At 70.5% G+C, this 19,028-nt stretch carries 18 protein-coding genes; 6 read left to right on the top strand and 12 right to left on the bottom strand.

Going from position 1 to position 19,028, the window contains the following annotated elements:
• The 5 genes from AC31A1_RS25660 to AC31A1_RS25640 all read right to left on the bottom strand — a co-directional run.
• The coding region (locus AC31A1_RS25660) for a CoA-transferase (protein ID WP_489655581.1) at positions 1 to 249 on the bottom strand (249 nt) is incomplete at its 3' end.
• The gene (gene catC, locus AC31A1_RS25655) at positions 249 to 545 is read right to left on the bottom strand and encodes a muconolactone Delta-isomerase (RefSeq protein WP_489655580.1); all 297 of its coding nucleotides are present in this window, start codon (positions 543 to 545) and stop codon (positions 249 to 251) included. The genes catC and AC31A1_RS25660, both read right to left, overlap by 1 nt.
• A gap of 6 nt (positions 546 to 551) precedes the next feature.
• Complete coding sequence (gene catA, locus AC31A1_RS25650; protein ID WP_489655579.1) at positions 552 to 1,409, bottom strand: catechol 1,2-dioxygenase; 858 nt, start codon at positions 1,407 to 1,409, stop codon at positions 552 to 554.
• Positions 1,410 to 1,460: 51 nt separating this feature from the next.
• On the bottom strand, positions 1,461 to 2,564 hold the full coding sequence (locus AC31A1_RS25645) for a mandelate racemase/muconate lactonizing enzyme family protein (RefSeq protein WP_489655578.1): 1,104 nt from the start codon (positions 2,562 to 2,564) through the stop codon (positions 1,461 to 1,463).
• Positions 2,561 to 3,484, bottom strand: a complete 924-nt coding sequence (locus tag AC31A1_RS25640) for a LysR substrate-binding domain-containing protein (protein WP_489655577.1) — start codon at positions 3,482 to 3,484, stop codon at positions 2,561 to 2,563. The genes AC31A1_RS25645 and AC31A1_RS25640 overlap by 4 nt, the downstream gene beginning before the upstream one ends.
• 238 nt (positions 3,485 to 3,722) lie before the next feature.
• Here AC31A1_RS25640 and benA point away from each other — a divergent pair, with 238 nt between their 5' ends.
• From benA to AC31A1_RS25615, 5 genes are read left to right on the top strand one after another with little or no spacing between them, the layout of a single operon-like run.
• Positions 3,723 to 5,069 (top strand): benzoate 1,2-dioxygenase large subunit, encoded by a 1,347-nt coding sequence (gene benA, locus AC31A1_RS25635; protein WP_489655576.1) that lies wholly within the window; start codon positions 3,723 to 3,725, stop codon positions 5,067 to 5,069.
• Positions 5,066 to 5,572 carry a benzoate 1,2-dioxygenase small subunit gene (gene benB / locus AC31A1_RS25630; RefSeq protein ID WP_489655575.1) on the top strand — a complete coding sequence of 169 codons (507 nt, stop codon included), beginning with the start codon at positions 5,066 to 5,068 and terminating at the stop codon, positions 5,570 to 5,572. Before benA ends, benB begins: the two co-directional genes overlap by 4 nt.
• Positions 5,573 to 5,585: 13 nt before the next feature.
• On the top strand, positions 5,586 to 6,629 hold the full coding sequence (gene benC, locus AC31A1_RS25625) for a benzoate 1,2-dioxygenase electron transfer component BenC (RefSeq protein ID WP_489655574.1): 1,044 nt from the start codon (positions 5,586 to 5,588) through the stop codon (positions 6,627 to 6,629).
• Entirely contained in the window at positions 6,626 to 7,411 is a 786-nt protein-coding gene (gene benD, locus AC31A1_RS25620) for a benzoate diol dehydrogenase BenD (protein WP_489655573.1), read from the top strand. Before benC ends, benD begins: the two co-directional genes overlap by 4 nt.
• A 26-nt stretch (positions 7,412 to 7,437) precedes the next feature.
• Entirely contained in the window at positions 7,438 to 10,251 is a 2,814-nt protein-coding gene (locus AC31A1_RS25615; protein ID WP_489655572.1) for a helix-turn-helix transcriptional regulator, read from the top strand.
• 36 nt (positions 10,252 to 10,287) lie between these two features.
• On the opposite strand, the gene AC31A1_RS25610 is transcribed toward AC31A1_RS25615, so the two are convergent.
• Both AC31A1_RS25610 and AC31A1_RS25605 read right to left on the bottom strand, forming a co-directional pair.
• Positions 10,288 to 11,307: a carbon-nitrogen hydrolase family protein gene (locus tag AC31A1_RS25610; RefSeq protein WP_489655571.1), complete on the bottom strand. Its 1,020-nt coding sequence runs from the start codon at positions 11,305 to 11,307 to the stop codon at positions 10,288 to 10,290.
• Between the two features lie 19 nt (positions 11,308 to 11,326).
• Positions 11,327 to 12,364: a phenylacetaldoxime dehydratase family protein gene (locus AC31A1_RS25605; RefSeq protein ID WP_489655570.1), complete on the bottom strand. Its 1,038-nt coding sequence runs from the start codon at positions 12,362 to 12,364 to the stop codon at positions 11,327 to 11,329.
• 224 nt (positions 12,365 to 12,588) lie between these two features.
• Between AC31A1_RS25605 and AC31A1_RS25600 the strand changes: the two genes are divergently transcribed.
• Positions 12,589 to 13,566, top strand: a complete 978-nt coding sequence (locus tag AC31A1_RS25600) for an AraC-like ligand-binding domain-containing protein (RefSeq protein ID WP_489655569.1) — start codon at positions 12,589 to 12,591, stop codon at positions 13,564 to 13,566.
• A 17-nt stretch (positions 13,567 to 13,583) separates the two neighbouring features.
• Here AC31A1_RS25600 and AC31A1_RS25595 read toward each other — a convergent pair whose 3' ends face one another.
• The 5 genes from AC31A1_RS25595 to AC31A1_RS25575 are packed head-to-tail and all read right to left on the bottom strand — an operon-like array spanning position 13,584 to position 18,937.
• Positions 13,584 to 14,660 carry an MSMEG_0565 family glycosyltransferase gene (locus tag AC31A1_RS25595; RefSeq protein WP_489655568.1) on the bottom strand — a complete coding sequence of 359 codons (1,077 nt, stop codon included), beginning with the start codon at positions 14,658 to 14,660 and terminating at the stop codon, positions 13,584 to 13,586.
• Entirely contained in the window at positions 14,657 to 15,493 is an 837-nt protein-coding gene (locus AC31A1_RS25590) for a carbon-nitrogen hydrolase family protein (RefSeq protein WP_489655567.1), read from the bottom strand. The genes AC31A1_RS25595 and AC31A1_RS25590 overlap by 4 nt, the downstream gene beginning before the upstream one ends.
• A complete protein-coding gene (locus AC31A1_RS25585) occupies positions 15,490 to 16,341 on the bottom strand; it encodes a carbon-nitrogen hydrolase family protein (RefSeq protein ID WP_489655566.1) in 852 nt (283 codons plus the stop codon). The genes AC31A1_RS25590 and AC31A1_RS25585 overlap by 4 nt, the downstream gene beginning before the upstream one ends.
• Positions 16,338 to 17,885: an MSMEG_0567/sll0787 family protein gene (locus AC31A1_RS25580; protein WP_489655565.1), complete on the bottom strand. Its 1,548-nt coding sequence runs from the start codon at positions 17,883 to 17,885 to the stop codon at positions 16,338 to 16,340. The genes AC31A1_RS25585 and AC31A1_RS25580 overlap by 4 nt, the downstream gene beginning before the upstream one ends.
• Positions 17,855 to 18,937: an MSMEG_0568 family radical SAM protein gene (locus tag AC31A1_RS25575; protein WP_489655564.1), complete on the bottom strand. Its 1,083-nt coding sequence runs from the start codon at positions 18,935 to 18,937 to the stop codon at positions 17,855 to 17,857. The genes AC31A1_RS25580 and AC31A1_RS25575 overlap by 31 nt, the downstream gene beginning before the upstream one ends.
• Positions 18,938 to 19,028: the final 91 nt, after the last annotated feature.

Genomic DNA, 19,028 nt, shown 5'->3' with positions numbered 1-19,028 from the left:
CTCCTTGTTCGCCCCGATATAGGAACCCGTCACCCGCGCGATCCGACCGGCGGCCAGCAGCACCGCAAGCCCGGCCTCCAACGCCCCACAGTTGTTGGACACCACCGAAACACCACTCACCCCCCGCTCGTACAACGCCTGGATCAGCACGTTCGGCACCCCACTCAGCCCGAACCCGCCCACCGCGAGCGACGCGCCGTCCGGCACATCAGCCACCGCCTCACCCGCCGTGGCCACCACCTTGTCCATCACGCCACGGCCTCGCCAGCGGCCAGGCCGGACGGGTGCTGAGCCAGCGGCGTCACGTCGACTCTCATGTAGGAGAAGAGGGGGAGGTCCCACAGGAGACGGTGCAGGGCCTCGTTGTCGGCGACGTCGAAGACGCTGATGTTGGCGTACTGTCCGACGCACCGCCAGATGTGCACCCACTCCCCCGACTTCTGCAGTTCCTGGCAGTATGCCTTCTCCCGTGCCACCAGGTCCGCGCGGACCTCGGGGTCGACGTCGCGCGGAATCGCGACGTCCATCCGTACCGCGAACAGCACCGTGCATCACTCCTTGTCGAGGGCGAAGTCGTACGTGACCTCGTTGCCGTTGCCCTTGCCGTCCGCGACCGGGGTGGGGGCCAGGATCAGTTCGGGCTTGACGGCCTGGGCGATGTCGTCCTCGACGTGGCTGCCGTCCTTGAAGTACAGCTGGGTGGTGATGAGTTGGTGGCCCGGCGCCGACACCTTCAGGTGCAGGTGTGCGGGGCGCCAGGCGTGCCAGCCAGCGGCGGCGATGAGCCGGCCGCAGGAGCCGTCGGTCGGGATCTGGTACGGCGCCGGCTCGATGGTGTTGATCCAGAAGTGGCCGGTCTCGTCGGCGGTGACCGCGCCGCGCAGGTTCCACTCGGGCAGACCCGGCGCGAACTGCGAGTAGTAGCCGTCGTTGTCCGCGTGCCAGATCTCCACCGTCGCGCCGGACAGCGCTGTGCCGTCCACACTGGTCACCTGGCCCTGGAAGAGCAGTGGCGTGCCCTCTTCGCCGTCCCGCATCGGCAGGGTCGCCTCGGCGGGCAGACTCGGGGAGTCCGGGACGTAGTACGGGCCCTCGATGGTCCCCTTGCTGCCTTCGCGGTTCTCGTTCGCGACCTCTTCCACGACGTGCTCGATCCACACGTCCAGGAAGAGCGGCCACTCGCCGTCCTGGCCGACCTGGATCAGCCAGGACTTGAGCGCGTCGTACTCGGCGTAGGTCACCTTGTTGCGACGGACGACGTCGTGGACGGCGGTGATGAGTTCGGTGGCGAGGGTGTCCACGCGCTGGGTGTCGGCATCGGAGCCGGACTGCTGCCTGCTGCGGAAGCGTTCGGTGGCGGCGGCGCCGGAGGCTGCCGCGGTGGCCTGCTCGGTGATGATGTCGGTCATGGTCTTCCCGTCCCTAGAAAGATTCTTGATGGTGTGTCAGCTAGATGCTCGTCAGCGGTCCTGGCGGTAGCGGGCCAGCTTGTCGGGGTCGATGTCGATGCCGAGTCCGGCGCCTTCGCGGATGTGCAGGGTGCCGTTCTCGATGGTCAGCGGCTCGGTGAGGAGGTCGTCGGTCATGTCAAGGAAGTTGGACAGTTCGCCGGCCTGCCGAGTGGTCGTGCGGTGGGCGGCACCGAAGGCGACCGTGCACAACGTGCCGATCTGGCCGTCGATCTGATTGCCCATCACCACCTCGACTCCCAGGCCCTCGCACTCGTGCAGGACACGCTGGGAGGCGGTGAAGCCGGTGCGGGCGGTCTTGATGCTGATGGCGGTGGCGGAGCCGCCGAGGAGTTCACGGGTGACCTCGGCGGGGCGGGTGGCGCTCTCGTCGGCAATGAAGGGGACGGGGCTCTGAGCCACAAGCCAGCGCCTGCCCAACACGTCGTCGGCGGGGCAGAGTTCCTCGGCGAAAGTCAGGCCGAGGTCGGCCATCTCGCGAAGTGCCCGGGCGGACTCGGATGCCGTCCAGCCCCGGTTTCCGTCGATGTAGAGGTCGATGTCCGGGCCCAGCGCGTCCCGCAGGGCCCGACAGGCCGCGACATCGTCGCCGTACGGCTGTCGGCCGACCTTCACCTTGAAGGTTGTGACGCCGTACGTGGCCCGGATCCGTTCCGCCTCGGCGACCATCTCGTCGGCGGGCGCGAAGCCGACCATGTGGCTCACCCGCATGCGGTCGGTGTAGCCGCCGAGCAGCCCGGAGACCGGCATGCCGGCGGCCTGGCCGAGGATGTCCCACAGCGCCATGTCGACGGCGGCCTTGGCGGTCGGGTTGCCGACGGTCCGATCGAGACGCTCGTGGACCGCCTCCCGCTCCAGGGCCGTCAGCCCCAGGAGCTGGGGTGCGAAGAGCTTGTCGATCACGGCGATGATCGATTCCTGGGTCTCGCCGTATGTATACGGGCGGGGCGGTGCCTCGGCGGTTCCCGTGAGGCCCTCGTCCGTATGGACCCGTACCAGGACGTGGTCGGCGGTGTGCACTTCACCGCTCGCGAACTTCAGCGGTTTCCGGTACGGAATGGCAAAAGGGATTGCCTCCACTTCGACGATCTTCATGCCACTCCTTCGGAGACTTCTAGAAACACGTCGTTCCGCTCCAGCGCCTTCAGGAGATTCCGCAGCAGCGGGGAGTCGTCGTCCTCGCGCCAGGCCAGGTCCAGGCGGATGGACAGCGCGTCCTCGATCTCCTTGCACACCACTCCTTCACGGGGCGCGGAGCGGATCGAGTCCGGGAGTACGGCGACGCCGAGTCCGGCGGCGACCAGCGCCAGGGCGGCCGAGGTCTCGGTGACCTCGTAGGCGCAGTGCGGGTAGAACCCGGATGCCAGACAACTGCGGACGACCGCGTCGTTGACGACGGAACCGAGCGTGGCGCCGTACATGATGAAGTTCTCGTGCCGCAGTTGCTCCACGCGCACGGAGTCCGCCTCCCCGAGCCAGTGTTCCTCGGGGACGGCCGCGATCAGGGGTTCGTCGGCGATGGGACGGTGGGCGATGCCCTCCTGCCGAACCGGCGGGCGCAGGACGCCGACGTCGAGGCGCCGCTCGATCAGCCCCGTCTCCTGAGCGGGCGTGAGCATCTCGGTGTGCACCTCCAGCATCACTTGCGGCATCTCCCGTTTCACCAGCCGTGCGAGTAGGGGCAGTTGTCGGTACGAGGCGGACCCCGTCAGGCCGATCCTGAGCACCCCCTCAGCTCCCGATGCGAAGCGTCCGACCCTGGCCACCGCTTCGTCGACGGCCTTGAGGATGCGCTCCACATCGGTGCGGAACACCTCGCCGGCGCCGGTCAGGGCGACCTGCCGGGTGGTGCGGGTGAACAGCGCCACGCCCAGTTCCGTCTCCAGGCGGCGGATCGCCTGGGAGAGCGGCGGCTGGGCCATGTGCAGGTGTTGCGCGGCCTTTCCGAAATGGCGTGTCTCGGCGACGGCCGCGAAATACCGGAGATGCCTGATTTCCAGGTTCCTGACGTCCATCGGGCTGCCCCTTTCCTCTTTCGGGGCCCTCGAATACGCCTCAGCGTAGAGAGCGAGTTCCGTATCCCACAAATACTTGATTGCAGCCTATTGAGACGCCAGAGATATCAATACCCCCCTGGGTCAACCCTGGGGAAATACCCAGGGCCGACCATTCATCTCGGTGTCATGGTGCTGAAAAGCAGCCGCAACACGCGGCGGTCAGCCAGGTGGCTTGATCGAATCGGAGGGACGGACCATGGCCGAAGCCCACAGTCGCGCTCGGACCATCCTCGACGACGCCCTCGTGGAGGACCCGGAGGACGGCGTGTACCGCGTCCGCCGGGGTGTCTTCACCGACGAGGAACTCTTCGAGCTTGAGATGAAGCACATCTTCGAGGGGAACTGGATCTACCTCGCGCACGACAGCCAGATCCCGGAGATCGGTGACTACTTCACCACCTACATCGGCCGGCAGCCCGTCGTCATCTCCCGTGACAAACAAGGCGAGTTGCACTGCCTGGTCAACGCGTGCAGCCACCGCGGAGCGATGCTTTGCCGCCGGAAGACCGACAACCGCACCACGTTCACCTGCCCGTTCCACGGCTGGACCTACAACAACGCCGGCAAGCTGCTGAAGGTCAAGGACCCACGGGAGGCCGGCTATCCCGAGCAGTTCAACAAGGACGGCTCGCACGACCTGACCAAGGTCGCCCGTTTCGAGAGCTACCGCGGCTTCCTCTTCGGCAGCCTCAACCCGGACGTCAAACCCCTCACCGAGCACCTCGGTGACGCGGCGGTCGTCATCGACATGATCGTCGACCAGTCCCCGGAGGGCCTGGAGGTGCTGCGCGGCTCGTCGACGTACCACTACGACGGCAACTGGAAGCTCCAGGCGGAGAACGGCGCCGACGGCTACCACGTCTCCGCCACGCACTGGAACTACGCCGCCACCCAGGCCCGCCGGACCGCCGGGGCGTCCACCAACGACACCAAGACCATGGACGCCGGCGGCTGGTCCAAACAGAAGGGCGGCTTCTACTCCTTCGACCACGGGCACCTGCTGCTGTGGACGAAGTGGCTGGACCCCGCCAACCGGCCCCTCGCAGACAAACGCGACGAGCTGGTGGAGCAGTACGGCGCGGACAAGGCCGACTGGATGATCGGCGTCTCCCGCAATCTCTGCCTCTATCCCAACGTCTACCTGATGGACCAGTTCAGCTCGCAGATACGGCACTTCAGGCCGATCTCCGTGGACAAGACAGAGGTCACCATCTACTGCATCGCCCCCAAGGGCGAGTCGGCCAAGGCGCGGGCCACCCGGATCCGGCAGTACGAGGACTTCTTCAACGCCACCGGCATGGCCACCCCGGACGACCTGGAGGAATTCCGCTCCTGCCAGAAGACCTACCTGGCCGACGCCGCCCCGTGGAACGACCTCAGCCGAGGCGCCGTGCACCAGATCGACGGCCCCGACGAGGACGCCAAACGCATCGGCATCAACCCGATCGCCAGCGGGGTCCGCACCGAGGACGAGGGCCTCTACCCCATCCAGCACGGCTACTGGCTGCAGACCCTGCGCACCGCCCTGGAGGTGACGAAGTGACCACGGCAGTCGAAGAGATCACGCTCGAAGGCATTCGCCAGTTCCTCTACCGCGAGGCACGCCACCTCGACGACCGCGAGTTCGAGAAGTGGCTGGAGTGCTACCACCCCGACGCCGAGTTCTGGATGCCCGCCTGGGCCGACGACGACGAACTCACCGCCGACCCGCAGCGCGAGATCTCCCTCGTCTACTACGCGAACCGCGGCGGTCTGGAGGACCGGATCTTCCGCATCCGAACCGACCGCTCCTCCGCCACGAGCCTGCCCGAGCCGCGCACCGGCCACAACATCACCAACGTCGAACTCGCTGGCAAGGAAGGCGACTTGGTGGACGTGCGCTTCAACTGGTTCACGCTCTACTACCGCTACCAGACGGTCGACACCTACTTCGGCACCTCCTTCTACCAACTCGACGTCTCGGGGCCGGAACCGGTGATCACGCGCAAGAAGGTCGTCCTCAAGAACGACTACGTGCACCACGTCGTCGACATCTACCACGTCTGAAACGAGCACCCTCATGACATTCCAGGTCGCCCTGGGCTTCGAGGACGGCATCACCCGGTTCATCGAGTGCCGACCGGGAGAAACGATCGCCGATGCCTCGTACAAAGCCCGCATCAACATCCCCCTCGACTGCCGCGACGGCGCCTGCGGGACGTGCAAGTCGGTGTGCGAGTCCGGCAGTTACGACGGCGGTGACTACATCGACGAGGCGCTGACCGAGGACGAGGCAGCGCTCGGCTACTGCCTGCCCTGCCAGATGACCCCGCACAGCGACCTCGTGCTGCGCATTCCATCGACGTCGGCGGCCGCAAAGACCGCGGCGGCCTCGCACACCGCCACCCTGGTGGACATCCAGCGGCACTCCCCCACCACGGTCGGCCTCACCCTCGACGTCGGCAACCGGGCGGCGCTGGGCTTCCTGCCCGGCCAGTACGTCAACATCACTGTCCCGGGGACGGACCAGACCCGGTCGTACTCCTTCAGCTCCGGCCCGAACCAGCACCTCGTCTCGTTCCTGGTGCGCCTCACCAATGGCGGCGCGATGTCCTCGTACCTCGCCGAACGCGCACAGGCAGGCGACCGCCTCGACTTCACAGGGCCGATGGGCAGCTTCTACCTGCGCGAACTGACCCGCCCCGCCCTGTTCCTGGCCGGCGGCACCGGCCTGGCGCCGCTGCTGTCGATGCTGGAACGCCTGGCCCAGAGCCCGGGCCTACAGCAGCCGGTCCACCTGCTCTACGGCGTCACCACCGACCAGGACCTCGTCCATCTGGACACCCTGGAGGACTACGCCGGGGTCATCCCGTCCTTCACCTTCGACCATTGCGTGGCCGACACGTCCAGCAGCGCCCACAACAAGGGGTTCGTCACGAACCTCATCGACACCGGAACGCTCCACGACGGCGACGCGGACGTCTACCTCTGCGGGCCGCCGGCGATGGTCGAGGGGGTACGGCAGCACATCGCGTCGCTCGGCGTCGCTCCGGCGAGCTTCCACTACGAGAAGTTCGCCCCGGCCGTCGTAGCCGCCGTACGAGAGACGGCCGAGGCCGCATGAGCGCGACCGGCGTCCACACGCACCGGTTCGCCGGCCGGACGGTCGTGGTCACCGGGGCGGCCCAGGGCATCGGCCTCGCCGTCGCCCGCCGCCTGGCCGCCGAGTCCGCCCGGCTGACGCTCGTGGACCGGTCCGAGCTGGTGCACGAAGTGGCCGCCGAACTGGGCGCACACTCGGTCACCGCCGACCTGGAGACGTACTCCGGGGCGGAGGAGGCTAGCGCCGCCGCACTGGAGCACCACGGCCGGATCGACGTCCTGGTCAACAACGTGGGCGGCGCGATCAACTTCAAGCCGTTCACCGAGTTCTCCGCCCAGGAGATCGAGGCGGAGATCACCCGCTCGCTGCTGACGACGTTGTGGTCCTGCCGCGCCGTGCTGCCGACGATGACGGAGCAGGGGCACGGCGTGATCGTCAACGTGTCCTCGGCGGCAACTCGCGGTATCCACCGCGTTCCGTACTCCGCGGCCAAAGGCGGCATCAACGCGCTCACCGCATCACTCGCCTTCGAGTGCGCCGACGCCGGCGTCCGCGTGGTCGCCACCGCGCCGGGCGGGACCCAGGCGCCCCCGCGCCGGATCTCCCGGGGCACACCGCCGCCCCGGACCGCTCGGGAGAAGGACTGGTTTCAGGCCCACATCGACCAGACCCTCTCCTCCAGCCTGCTGAAGCGGTACGGCACGCTCGACGAGCAGGCCGCCGCGATCTGCTTCCTCGCCTCCGACGAGGCGTCCTACATCACCGGCACGGTGCTTCCCGTCGCCGGCGGGGACCTCGGCTGACGTCCGGAGTGTTAGCGTGCTGGCACATGAATGACCGCCCTGAGCAGCAGCAACGTCTGATCGGGCGGGTCGGCGAGGTCGCCGCGCTGGCCCGTGCGCTCAGCGCCGCCCGCACGGGCCACCCCGCCCTGGTTCTGGTCGAGGGGCCAGCGGGCATCGGCAAGTCGGCCCTCGTCGAACACGCCCTCAGGGCACGGGAACCGCACACCGACGCGCCCCCTCCAGGCGTCCTGCGCGTGGCGGGGGTGTCCTGGGAGTCCGGTCTGCCCCTGGGCATCGCCGAGCAGCTCGTACAGGCCTGCGCCCCCGGCTTCGCCGTGCCGGACCCCGCCTCCCCTCAGGCGGTTCTGGACACCGGGCGGCTCCTGCACCGCCAGTGGGCGGCCCGGCAGGAGCAGGGGCCGCTCGTCGTGATCGTCGAGGACGCCCACTGGGCCGATGTGGAGAGTCTGCGCGCGATCCGTTCCGCGGTGCGCAGGACGGCGGAGGAGAAGGTCCTCGTCGTCCTGGTCGCACGCGACGCACCGTACGAACTGCACGAGACCCGTGGAGCAGACGAGAACCCGCCGGACCTGCCCCGCTCGGTGCTGCGGACCCTGGAGTTCCTGGACGGCTGCCGCGACGAGGCCGTACGGCTGCGCCCCCTGTCCCCCGAGGAGGTCGGGACGCTGGCCCGCGAGATCGAGGGCGTCGCCCTTGACCTCTCCGCCGCTCGGCACCTGTGCCGCCACACCCTCGGCAATCCCCGGTACGTCACCCAGCTGCTGCACGAGCTGCCCCGCGAGACCTGGCAGGACTGGCGTCCCGACCTGCCCGCGCCCGCCCGCTACGCCTCAGCCGTCCGACACCGCCTCGCCCGGTGCGGTGACGCGGCCCGGGCCCTGATGGAGGCGTGTGCCATCCTGGCCGACGACGTGTCGCTCGCCGAGGCCTCCGCGCTCGCGGACATCGACGACCCGCTGGCCGCGGTGGACGAGGCGCGGGCGGCGGGACTGCTGACCGCGACCGTCGATCCCGGTCGCACCCTGCTGGCCTTCGCCCATCCACTGATCCGCGCCTCCGTCCTCACGGGCATCGGCCTGTCCCGCCGTGCCGCACTGCACCTGCGGGCGGCGGCGACCGTCGAGGGCCGGGGCCGCCGTCTGACGCACCGCGTGGCCGCCGCCACCACCGTGGACGGTGCGCTCGCCGAGGAACTCGACCGGTACGCGGTCGAGCGGGCCGCCGCCGGCGAGTGGGCCGCGGTGGCCGACACCCTGGTCCGCGCCGGCCGCCTCAGCCCCGCCGGCACCGCGCGCCAGGACCGGCTGCTGCGTGCCGTCGACGCCATGATCGGTGCCGGAGACGTGCCGCAGGCCGCCGGCTTCGCCGCGGAGCTGGAGAGCTTCCCGGCCGGCGCGCTGCGCGACGTGGTCCTCGCCTATCTGGCCATCATGCGCGGGCGCCCGTCGGAGGCCGAGGTGTTCCTGATCCGGGCCGGGGAGCGCTGCAACCCGGAACACGATCCCGAGGTGATGGCGAAGCTCTGCCAGCGCCGTGTCCTGCACGCCCTGGGGCGCTGGGACCCGCACGATCTCGTGGCCTGGGCCCGCCGGGCCGTCGAACTGGCGGATCCCGGCGACCCGTCGGCCGTCGAATCGGAGGCCATCCTGGGTCTCGGGCTCGCCGCCATGGGCCGACCGGAGGAAGCCCTCGCCGCGTACGAGGCGGCCGGCGCCCAACTGCCCGGCGGCGCCCAGCCCCAGCGCTTCCAGGTCGGTCGCGGCTGGGTCGACCTCGCCCTCGACAACCCCGAGGCGGCACGCCGCAGACTGGAGGCAGCCGTCCCCACCGGCTACCGAATGGGCTCCACCCGCATCTCCCTGTGGGCCCAGGGCTGGCTGGCCCGCACCCAGTTCACCCTGGGGGCATGGCAGGAAGCCGTCGAGACCGTGCAGCGCGCGGCGGCCCGGCTCGCCGAGGTGCACATCGAACTGGTCCGTCCGCTGGTCCACTGGACCGGCGCCCAGGTACACGCCCTGTGCGGCGACTGGGACCTGGCCGACCATCACCTGGGCGAGGCCGCGGCCGACGTACACCGCTACGAGGTCATGCTGGTCCCTGCCTGTCTGGCCCGCGCCCAGGTCGCGGAGGCGCGCGGCGACTACGCGCGAGCCGTCGAGGCGCTCTCCCCCCTTGTCCACCTGCCCGCACGGGAGGCCGTCAACGAGCCGGGGTTCTGGCCCTGGCCGGACGTCTACGCCAACGCCCTGGTGATGACCGGCCAGTTGAACGAGGCAGACGCGTTCCTCACCCCCCACGAGGACCTCGCCGCGCGCCGTGCCCACCGCTCCACTCTGGCCCGGCTCGGTCTTGCCCGCGGGAGGCTCACCGCCGCGCGCGGTGACATCGACACCTCCCGCAAGGAGTTCGAGCAGGCCCTCGCCCACCTGGACAACCTGCCCCTGCCCTACGACCGGGCCCGGGTCAACTTCGCCTACGGCCAGACCCTGCGCCGCGCGGGCAAACGCCGCGAGGCCGACGCCGTCCTCCAGAACGCCCGCGACGCCTATGTCACCCTCGGCGCCCGCACCTACGTCGAGAGGTGCGACCGCGAACTCAAGGCGGGCGGCCTGCACGCCACCCGTGCCGCTCCCGGCCTTTCCCGACTCACACCCCAGGAACAGGCCGTGGCCCAGCTCGTCGCCGCCGGAGCCACCAACCAGCAGACGGCCCTCGACATGTTCATCTCCGTCAAGACCGTCCAGTACCACCTGACCCACATCTACGCGAAGCTCGGCATCCGCTCCCGCAGCGAACTGGCCGCCCGTTTCAGGGAGATGCCGCTCCAGGACGACTGAACGGGGCAGCCCTGGGATTGTGGGTCCCCGGAGCGGTCACACCTCCACGGTCTGCGGCTCCGCGACGTTCGGTACGTCGTCGGCGTACTCGACCGGCGGTGCGGAGTACTCCACGGGCCGTCGTTCGGTGCGGTCGAAGAGGAGGCGGGTGACGTCGGGGCGGGAGTAGTGCCCGACCGGGTCGGCGGCGGCCTTGGCGAACGGGATCGCGGACAGGTCGATATCGGCGTACAGGATGCCCTCGGCATCCTCGGGGAGCGGCTCGGTCAGGGGGCGGCCGTCGGGGCCATAGATCCGGGTGAACCCGCCGCCTCGCTGCAGTAGTTGTTCCTTGACGGGGGTGTCGCAGAACAGCTCGATCGCGGCGTCGCCGACGATCGCGCAGGGCGCGAGGACGAAGACCTGGCCCTCGGCGGCGTAGAGCTGGGAGGCGGCGGTGTTGACCTCGGGGCCGAGCGCGTAGGCCGCGCCCTTGTATATCGAGAAGCTGGGCCAGGCCGCCACATGCACCTGCTCGTGCTGGCTGAACATGGCGTACTTGGTCAGCGGCTGGAGGTGCTCCCAGCAACACAGGGCGCCGACCCGGCCGAGCGCGGTCTCGTGCACCACGAGGTCGGAGCCGTCGCCTTCCCCGAAGAGGGTGCGCTCCACGTGGGTGGGCTTGAGCTTGCGGCGGGCGCCGACGAGCTCACCGGCGGCGGAGATCACCGCCTGGCCCATGTACAGGCTGCCGCCGCTGCGCTCGCTGTATCCGGCGACCACCGCGATGGAGTGCGCCCGTGCGGCGTCGAGCAGCCGCCGGAAGCGCGGGCCGTCCAGGGCCAGCGAGTTCTCGTGGTACCGGCCGACGAACCGCATGCCCGAGGCCGGCGAGTCCAGCCACAGCCACCAGGGGTAGCCGGGAACGAAGGTCTCGGGGAACGCGACGATCTGCGCTCCGCCTCGGGCGGCCTCCTCGATCAGCCCGATGCTCTTGTCGATCGTGGCGTCGGCATCGAGCCATACCGGCTCCGCCTGGACCACGGCAGCCTTGAAAGCTCCGGTGTAGTCGACCATGGTGAATTCTCCTCGGCTGTCAGGCTGATGTGACGGTGGTGTGACGGGCGGAGAGGGGCAGGAAGCCGGTCCGTGGATCGCAGTTGACGTACTCGGCGACGATCGACCCGACGGAGAGTACGGAGACCTCGTGCCAGAAGGCGACGTCCAGCGGGCCCTCGCCGCCGCCGACCATCTGGAAGAAGCTGGCGTAGATGTCCAGGTGGGTACGGTGCGACCGGCACCAGGTCATCAGGTGCTCCAGCGAAGCGAACCAGGCGATGGTGCAGGCGCGGTCGAGGGACGCGCCGTCGGCCGACTCCTCCATGAGGTTGCGGGCGGCGATGCAGCCGGATCCGGGGTTCTCCGCGAGGAAGTCGACACCCCGGTCCTTGACCGGTTTCACGTCGGCGAGGTACTTCTCGCGGTAGAGCGTGGCCGCGGACCAGTCTTGTGCGGTGCGGATCAGCGCGACGTTTCCGGGTACGGCGACGGCGACGCGGCGCCCGCGGGTCTCGGACGCCTCGGGGACCTCGGGTTCGAAGACCGGCAGCGCGGGCTCCAACTCCTCGGTGGCCGATGCCGCGATGCGGTCGCGCGCCGCGCCCCAGTAGTCGTGTACCTGGGTCTCTGGGAGTTCCACGGCGGCGGTCTGCGACAGGCCGCTGGTCGCGTAGCCCTCGCGGCGGTGGGTGTGCAGTGTCTCGTTCCGCTCGACGGGGATGACGGACTCCTCGCGCCAGTACCCGGCGGGGCCCCCTGCGGGGAGGCTGTCCCAGGCGGAGCGGACGGGCTCCGACTCCCGCCAGCGCCGGTGACCGCTCGGGTCGTACCAGTACGCCATCAGCATCACGTTGTGCGATCCGGCGGTGTCCAGGAACGATCCGCGGTCCACCACGTCCGGGCCATCCGCCTCGCCGAGCAGGGCGGCGAGGCACGCCGCTCCCAGCTCGGCCTCTTCCCGGGAAGGTGCCTGGCAGGCGTACTGGGCGAACACGAACGCGTCCGTGCCCTCCGGGAGACGGGCACTGTAGGCGGTGAAACGAGGGGCGTGGCCCGGCGGACCCGTTCTCGGCATGGCGCGCTCCTTCAAGTGTCGGTGTGGCCTGTGACTGTCCGTGACTCGAAGCCTGGGCCGCCGGACGGGCGCGGTTTGACCGCCAGTGCACTAGAAGTTGACCGAGAGCGAACTCGCCGGTCCACCAGTCGCCGCGTCATAAAACCGAAACTCCCCCGTGACCTCGGAGGAACGGCGGGTCTGGCTAGATTGTTGCGGTAAGTCCGTCTTCCGGTGGAGGCGCCATGAGCCTTGTCCTCTCCACGGACACCGTGCCCGCCGGCGAGCGGCTGGCCTACTGGCACGAAGCGGTCTGCGGCACGTTCGTGCCTTTGAACGTCTCCACGCCCAGGGACGCGTCCGCATCGGCGCCGTTCTCCGGGGCCGTCACGACCGACCGGCTCGGACACCTGCGGATCTCCACGGTGGACGCCGACGCGGAACGGGTGTTCCGCACTCCGCGTCTCATCGCGCGGGACAGCGACGAGTACCTGCTCGTGGGCCTGCAGGGACGTGGACCGGCCGTGGTCTCCCAGGACGGCCGCGATGCCGTGCTGCGGCCGGGTGACTTCGTGCTGTACGACACGACCCGCCCGTACACGCTGTCTTTCCCCGACCGTTTCCAGACCAAGGTCTTCCAGGTGCCGCGCCAGGCGCTCGGACTGGCCGAGTCCGACCTGCGGCGCGTCACCAGCATCACCATCCGGGGCAACGAAGGTCCGGCCGCGATGGTGGCGCCCTTCCTTGCCGGTCTCGCCGCCGGAGCCGGCACCTGCGGGCCCCAGGTCGGCGAGATGCTCGCCCGCAACGCGGTGGACCTTCTCACCACCGTGATCGCCGAGCGACTCGGCCGGGACACCGCCGGCACCGACTCCGCCCACCGGGCGCTGCTCCTGCGAATCCGGACCTACGCCGGACGTCACCTCGCAGACCCGGACCTGTCACCCGAATCGATCGCCGCCGCGCACCACATCTCCGTGCGCTACCTGCACAAGCTCTTCCAGAGCGAAGGCACCACCGTGAGCCGCTGGATCCAGCACCGCCGGCTGGAGGAATGCCGACGCGAGCTGAGCCGCCCCGGCCGTATGCGCCCAGCTGTCGCCGCGGTCGCCCACCGTTGGGGCTTCACCAGTCCGGCTCACTTCAGCCGGGCATTCCGGGCTGCCTACGGCATGTCGCCACGCGCATGGCAGGCCACGCCGGCCACGGCCGAGCGCGGCTGATCCCAGAGGGGAAGCGCTCAGCTCAGGGAGCGGTAGAAGGCCAGGTGCCGTTCGGCGGCCTTCGCCCAGGTGTGGCGGGCGGCGAGTGCGCGGCCCTCGGCCCGGCGGACGGGATCGGCTTCGGTGAGCGCCCGGCCGAGTGCGGCAGCCAGATCACCGGGCGTTTCCGCGAACCGGGCGGCGGACCCGAACACCTCGCGCAGGACCGGCAGATCGCGGACGACGAGCGGCACCCCGGCGGCCAGCGCCTCCATCGCCGCCAGCCCGAAGCCTTCCTTGACGGAGGGAAAGGCGAAGGCGTCGGCAGTGGCCACCAGCGAAGGCAGCTCCTCCTCCCCCACCGGTCCTAGCACCACCGGCTCCACGCCCAGCTCGACGGCCCGCGCTTCCCAACTCGCCCGGTAGTCGCGGTAGTCGAAGAGGGTCTCGCCGCCCGCGATCACCAGGCGTACGTCCGGCCACCGGGCTCTCAGCAGCGCGTACGCGTCCAGGAGGTCCAGTGATCCCTTGCGGGGTTCGATGCCGCCGACGGTGAGGACGTACCGGCCGAGGCGGGCGCGCCAGGCCTCGCGGGCCGCCGGTTCGGTCCGCGCGAAGCGTTCGTACGCCACGCCGTTGGGTATCGTCTCGGCCTTGATGCCCCAGCCGGCGGCGAGTTCGTCCGCGACCGACCGTGAGACGCACAGGTGCGCGTACGGCTCAACGAGGGCCCGTTTGTGGCAGGCGGCCAGTTCGGGGGTGGTGAAGTGGTCGAGGTGGTGGACGGTGCGGACGCAGGGGCCCGCCGCGTTGGCGCTGATGCAGTCCTGGGCGTGGACGATGTCGTACGGGGACGGGTCGAAGGCGTCCCGGAGGGTGGCGATGGAGCGCAGGATGCGCCCGCCGACACTTTCGCCCTCCGGCCCGTCGGGGAACGGCACGATCCGCACCCGTACGGCTGGGTCCACGGGCCGGAAGAAGCCCGCGTCGCCGCCCCGCCCCAGCGACCACACCGTGACGTCCTCACCCAGCGCCGTGAGGGCCTCGGCGAGCGCGAGGGTGTGGACGACGCCGCCGCGCGGCTTGGTGGAGTAGCTGAGCAGGGCGATCTTCACGAGGTGGTCTCCCGGTAGGCGGCGGGACGGCGCTCGTCCAAGTGGCGGAGGATACGGCGGGCGCGGTCGATCTCGGCGGCCACGTCGACCTCGGCGACCGCGAGGCCGGCCTTGGCCCAGGTGCGGGCGAGGATGTCGCCGCCGGGGCCGACGACCTTGGCCTGACCGAGGAAGCGCATGCCGCCCATCGCGCCGGTCTGGTTGGAGGAGGCCAGGACGACCTGGTTCTCGGCGGCGCGCGACTGGTCGTACAGGTCGAAGAGCCGGGCCTGGCGGTCCTGGGCCATGCGCGGGGCGCGGTTGGTGATGCTGGTGGGCCAGGCGGACAGGCAGGCAAGTATCTCGGCGCCGTCCAGGGCGAGGGAGCGGGCGGACTCCGGGAACGTCTTGTCGTAGTCGATGAGCATCCCGATCCGGCCGACCGGGGTGTCGAAGGCGTCGAAACGGTCCCCGGGCGCGTACGCGGCGACCTCGCCAGCCGGGAGGTGGACCTTGCGATGCCGGCCCAGGACGCCGTCGCCGCTGACGCACACCGCGGAGTTGTACTGCTCGTCGCCGCCGTCCTCGCAGTAGCCGACGCACACGACCATCTCGGCGGCGAGGCGGGCGACTTGGCGGATCAATGGGTCGTCCGGCTTGAGCGCCGGGGGCAGCGCCTCGGGGTCGGGGTGGCGAAGGTCCGCGAGGTAGCCGCCGAGCGCGGCGTCGGGCAGGACCAGCAGGGCCGCGCCCGACGACCGGGCGTCGTCGATGAGTTTCGCGATGCGCGCGAGGTCGAACTCCAGGTCGCGGCCGAAGTGGGCGGCCGCGGCCGCGATCCGGATCGTGCTCATGCGCTGACTGCTCCTGTGGAAACGTCGTAGGTCTCGGGCCGCCGGTCGCGCAGGTGCCCCATCGACCTGCGGGCGGTCTCCAAGGCCTGGGCGACGTCGAGTTCGGCGATCGCCAGGCCTGCCTTGACACCGGTGTCGGCGAGGATCTCGCCGCCCGGGTCGACGACCTTGGCGCTGCCGACGAAGCGTAGCGACCCGAACGTACCCGCCTGGTTGGCGGAGATCCACACGATCTGGTTCTCCAGGGCGCGGGCCCGGTCGAACAGGTCGAAGCGACGCTTCCAGCGGTCGTTGACCAGATCGGTCGCGGCGTTCGTCCGTGCGCCCGGCCAGGCCGAGACGACCACGCCGATCTCGGCGCCGTCGAGCGCCAGCGCGCGGGCCGACTCCGGGAACGCCTTGTCATAGCAGATCATCATGCCGATCCGGCCGACCGGGGTGTCGAAGGCGTGGAAGCGGTCGCCGGAAGCGTAGCTGGCGTCCTCGCTGAGCGGCTGGTGGACCTTGCGATGGTTGCCGAGCACGCCGTCGCCGTTGACGCAGACCACGCTGTTGTAGCGGGCGTCGCCCGCGGCCTCGCAGTAGCCCGCGACCACGGTCATCTCACCGGCCAGGGAGGCCAGTCGGCGGATCTCGGGGCCGTCGAGGGCGAGCGCGGGCGGGCCTTCGTCGAGTTCGTCGGCGTCGTCGAGGCTGAGCAGGTAGCCGCCGAGGCAGGCCTCCGGGAGGGCGAGGAGTCGTACCTCCTGCTCGCGTGCCTCCTTGATCAGGCGTTCGGCGATCGCGAAGTCCTCTTCGAGGTCGCGGCCGAACTCGGCGGCGACGGCGGCCATACGCAGGGTGCTCATGCGGTCCCCATCCCGGTCACGGTGGACGTGACCGCTTCTGTGATCTCTCCGTCGGGCCAGCGCAGCCCGACGCCTTGTCCCTCGGTCAACTCCCCGCACACGGCGCCCGTCGCGGGCCCCGCCGGGAGCGGTGGGGCGCCGGGCTCGTCGGTGGTGAGCATCGCGAAGCCGGGGAAACATGTGAACCAGTCGCCCGTCGTCGCCGTCCTCGGCCGGGGTACGGCGGCCACGTCGAGCACGGCTCCGCACCCGCTCGCCTCCGCGAGCATGCCGAGCGTGCCGGCGATCCCCGCCATCGACACGTCCTTGGCGGACGCGGGCCGGGCGGTGGCCACCGCGCCGGTCATCGTGCGCAGTTCGTCCGTACGACGGTGACTGGACGAGTCCCACTGGCGCCCCCCGTACCCCCGGCGCCAGCCGCCGCCGAGGTCCGCGGTCAGCCGCACCGCGTGCCCGGGCCGCCCACCACCGCCCGGGACGGGATGTCCAGTGCGGCCGAGCGCGGTGACCGACAGCGCTGCAGGCACGCCGAGTTGGGTGTGCCCGCCGAGCACGGGCACGCCGTACGCCTGTGCCGCCTGCCCGAGTCCGGCGAGGATCCGTCGGGCATGGGCCGCGTCCCGGGCGCCGACCGCGTCGAGCAACCCGACCGGTGAAGCGCCCATCGCCGCGAGGTCGTTGACGTTGACGAGGACCGAGCACCAGCCCGCCCACTCCGGGTCCCGCTCGACCATCGACGGCACGATCGCGTCGCACGCGGCGATCACATCCGTGCCGGGAACCGGTGCCCCGTCGTCGCCGACGAATCCGGCGCCGCCGGGTGCGCCGGGGACGGCCCGCGCCCCCGTTCCCAGGGCCCCGCCGACAGGGTCCTGGCCTAGGGCACGGGCCGCCGCTGTGGGGAGGGCCGCGAGGAGCGGCCCAAGGGGCGACTTGGTGGCCGCCACGAGATCCGCGATCCGACCGATCGGCCACCGCATCAGGACGTGCGGTGCGTCCGCGACCGTCGTCCCACGCACCGTGCACCAGCCCAGCCGCCGGAAGAGGACTTCGTTGCGGACCTGGACGGTCGCGTCGAAGCGCAGCACGCCCTCGGCCTCCGCCCGCGCACAGGCCGCCCGGACGAGCGCGGCGCCGATGCCGTGCGGACCGCGGGCGCCGGGTGCGACGACGAGCCGGCCGCCGGCCCACCAGCCGATGTCGGGGCCGTCGGCGACGGGACCGAGCCGGACGCCGCCGACGACGGTGCCCGCGTCGTCCTTGGCGACCAGCACCAGCGTGCGGAGGTCGGCGTCCCGGTCGTCGAGGTCGTGACCCGTGAACAGGCCCTGCTCGTAGACGAAGGCGTCCCGGCGCAGTCGACGGTAGGAAGCCAACTCACCTTTGCCAGCCACCTGTTCGATGCGGAACGCGGGCCGGCGGGCCAGGGTGCTGCGATCGCCGAGCAGCGCCAGGATGTCGACCGGTGCCTCCGCCACGGGCGGTGCCGTAGATCCGTCGAGGTACACGGACATCACCCGCCCGCCGTCTTCAGCACGCTGCACGCCCCGCAGGCCGCGCAGCCCGCCCTCTGGTCGGAGCCGCTCATCCCGGCCGCCCGCAGCTTCGCCGCGACGCCCTCGGTGACGTACCGCAGCAGCTCCGCGTCGGGCGCACGGATCCCGTCGCGGGCGGCAAGGGTGCCGCTCATTGGGCGGAAGGGGACGACGAAGGGGTACACGCCTCGGTCGATCAACTCCCCTGCACCCGCGATGAGTTCGTCGGGATCCTCGCCGAGTCCGACGAGCAGGTACGTGGAGACCCGGTTGGGCCCGAAGACCCGTACCGCGTCGTCCCAGGCGGCCTCGTACTCGGCCATCGGCACCGTCGACTTGCCGGGCATCCAGCGGCGCCGCACCTCGTCGTCGAGGGATTCGACGTGGATGCCGATGGCGGTGGCCCCGGCATCGTGGAGCGCGCGGATCCATGCGAGGTCACCGGGCGGTTCGCACTGCACCTGGATGGGCAGGCCGGGTACAGCCTTCAGGACGGCGCGCACGGACCGTACGAGATTGCGGGCGCCCCGGTCCGGTCCGGTGGTCGTGCCGGTGGTCATCACCATCTGCTTGACGCCGTCCAGCCGCACGGCCGCCTCGGCGACCTCGGCGAGCTGCGCCGGCGTCTTGGCTGCCACCGTGGCGCCGGAGCGCAGGGACTCCTCGATGGTGCAGAAGCGGCAGCGGTCGGCCTCGGCGTAGCGGATGCAGGTCTGCACGATCGTCGTGGCGAGGACGTCGGTGCCGTGCAGGCGGGCGATCTCCTCGTAGCGGATGCCGTCGGCGGTCGTCAGGTCGTAGAACTTCGGTCGCTGTACGGCTTCGAAGGTGAGCCCGGTCTCCTCGTCACCGAGCCAGACCTTGCCGTCGCGTACGGAGTAGGGGCTGTCGGGGTTGGTGGGCAGCGCGGCGTTGGCACCGTCGACGAGGACGTGTCCGTCGTCGCTGGGCCCCGCGCCGTCGGGCCTGCGCACGGGTGCGTCCAACGCGACGCCGTGCAGGGCGAGTTCGACGCGGGTCATGATCCGCACGTCCACCGTTGTGTTGGTGCCAACGCTCACGGTCTGCCCCTTACAGCTGGTAGGTGGAGTTGATGATGGCGCCCTTGCGCGCGTAGTGGATCAGCGCGTCCTGGACGTCCAGCGGGTGGGT

It is taken from the genome of Streptomyces sp. P5F9 (assembly GCF_057961495.1).
Note: the sequence above shows the minus strand (reverse complement) of the source record. Positions and strands in the feature narration are given on the sequence as shown.

Coding starts and splice junctions, on each gene's coding strand:
- benD (WP_489655573.1), top strand. CDS start 6,626: ATGAGCGCGACCGGCGTCCACACGCACCGGTTCGCCGGCCGGACGGTC.
- benA (WP_489655576.1), top strand. CDS start 3,723: ATGGCCGAAGCCCACAGTCGCGCTCGGACCATCCTCGACGACGCCCTC.
- AC31A1_RS25605 (WP_489655570.1), bottom strand. CDS start 12,364: ATGCCGAGAACGGGTCCGCCGGGCCACGCCCCTCGTTTCACCGCCTAC.
- catA (WP_489655579.1), bottom strand. CDS start 1,409: ATGACCGACATCATCACCGAGCAGGCCACCGCGGCAGCCTCCGGCGCC.
- AC31A1_RS25645 (WP_489655578.1), bottom strand. CDS start 2,564: ATGAAGATCGTCGAAGTGGAGGCAATCCCTTTTGCCATTCCGTACCGG.
- AC31A1_RS25600 (WP_489655569.1), top strand. CDS start 12,589: ATGAGCCTTGTCCTCTCCACGGACACCGTGCCCGCCGGCGAGCGGCTG.
- AC31A1_RS25590 (WP_489655567.1), bottom strand. CDS start 15,493: ATGAGCACGATCCGGATCGCGGCCGCGGCCGCCCACTTCGGCCGCGAC.
- AC31A1_RS25610 (WP_489655571.1), bottom strand. CDS start 11,307: ATGGTCGACTACACCGGAGCTTTCAAGGCTGCCGTGGTCCAGGCGGAG.
- AC31A1_RS25615 (WP_489655572.1), top strand. CDS start 7,438: ATGAATGACCGCCCTGAGCAGCAGCAACGTCTGATCGGGCGGGTCGGC.
- AC31A1_RS25585 (WP_489655566.1), bottom strand. CDS start 16,341: ATGAGCACCCTGCGTATGGCCGCCGTCGCCGCCGAGTTCGGCCGCGAC.
- AC31A1_RS25640 (WP_489655577.1), bottom strand. CDS start 3,484: ATGGACGTCAGGAACCTGGAAATCAGGCATCTCCGGTATTTCGCGGCC.
- benC (WP_489655574.1), top strand. CDS start 5,586: ATGACATTCCAGGTCGCCCTGGGCTTCGAGGACGGCATCACCCGGTTC.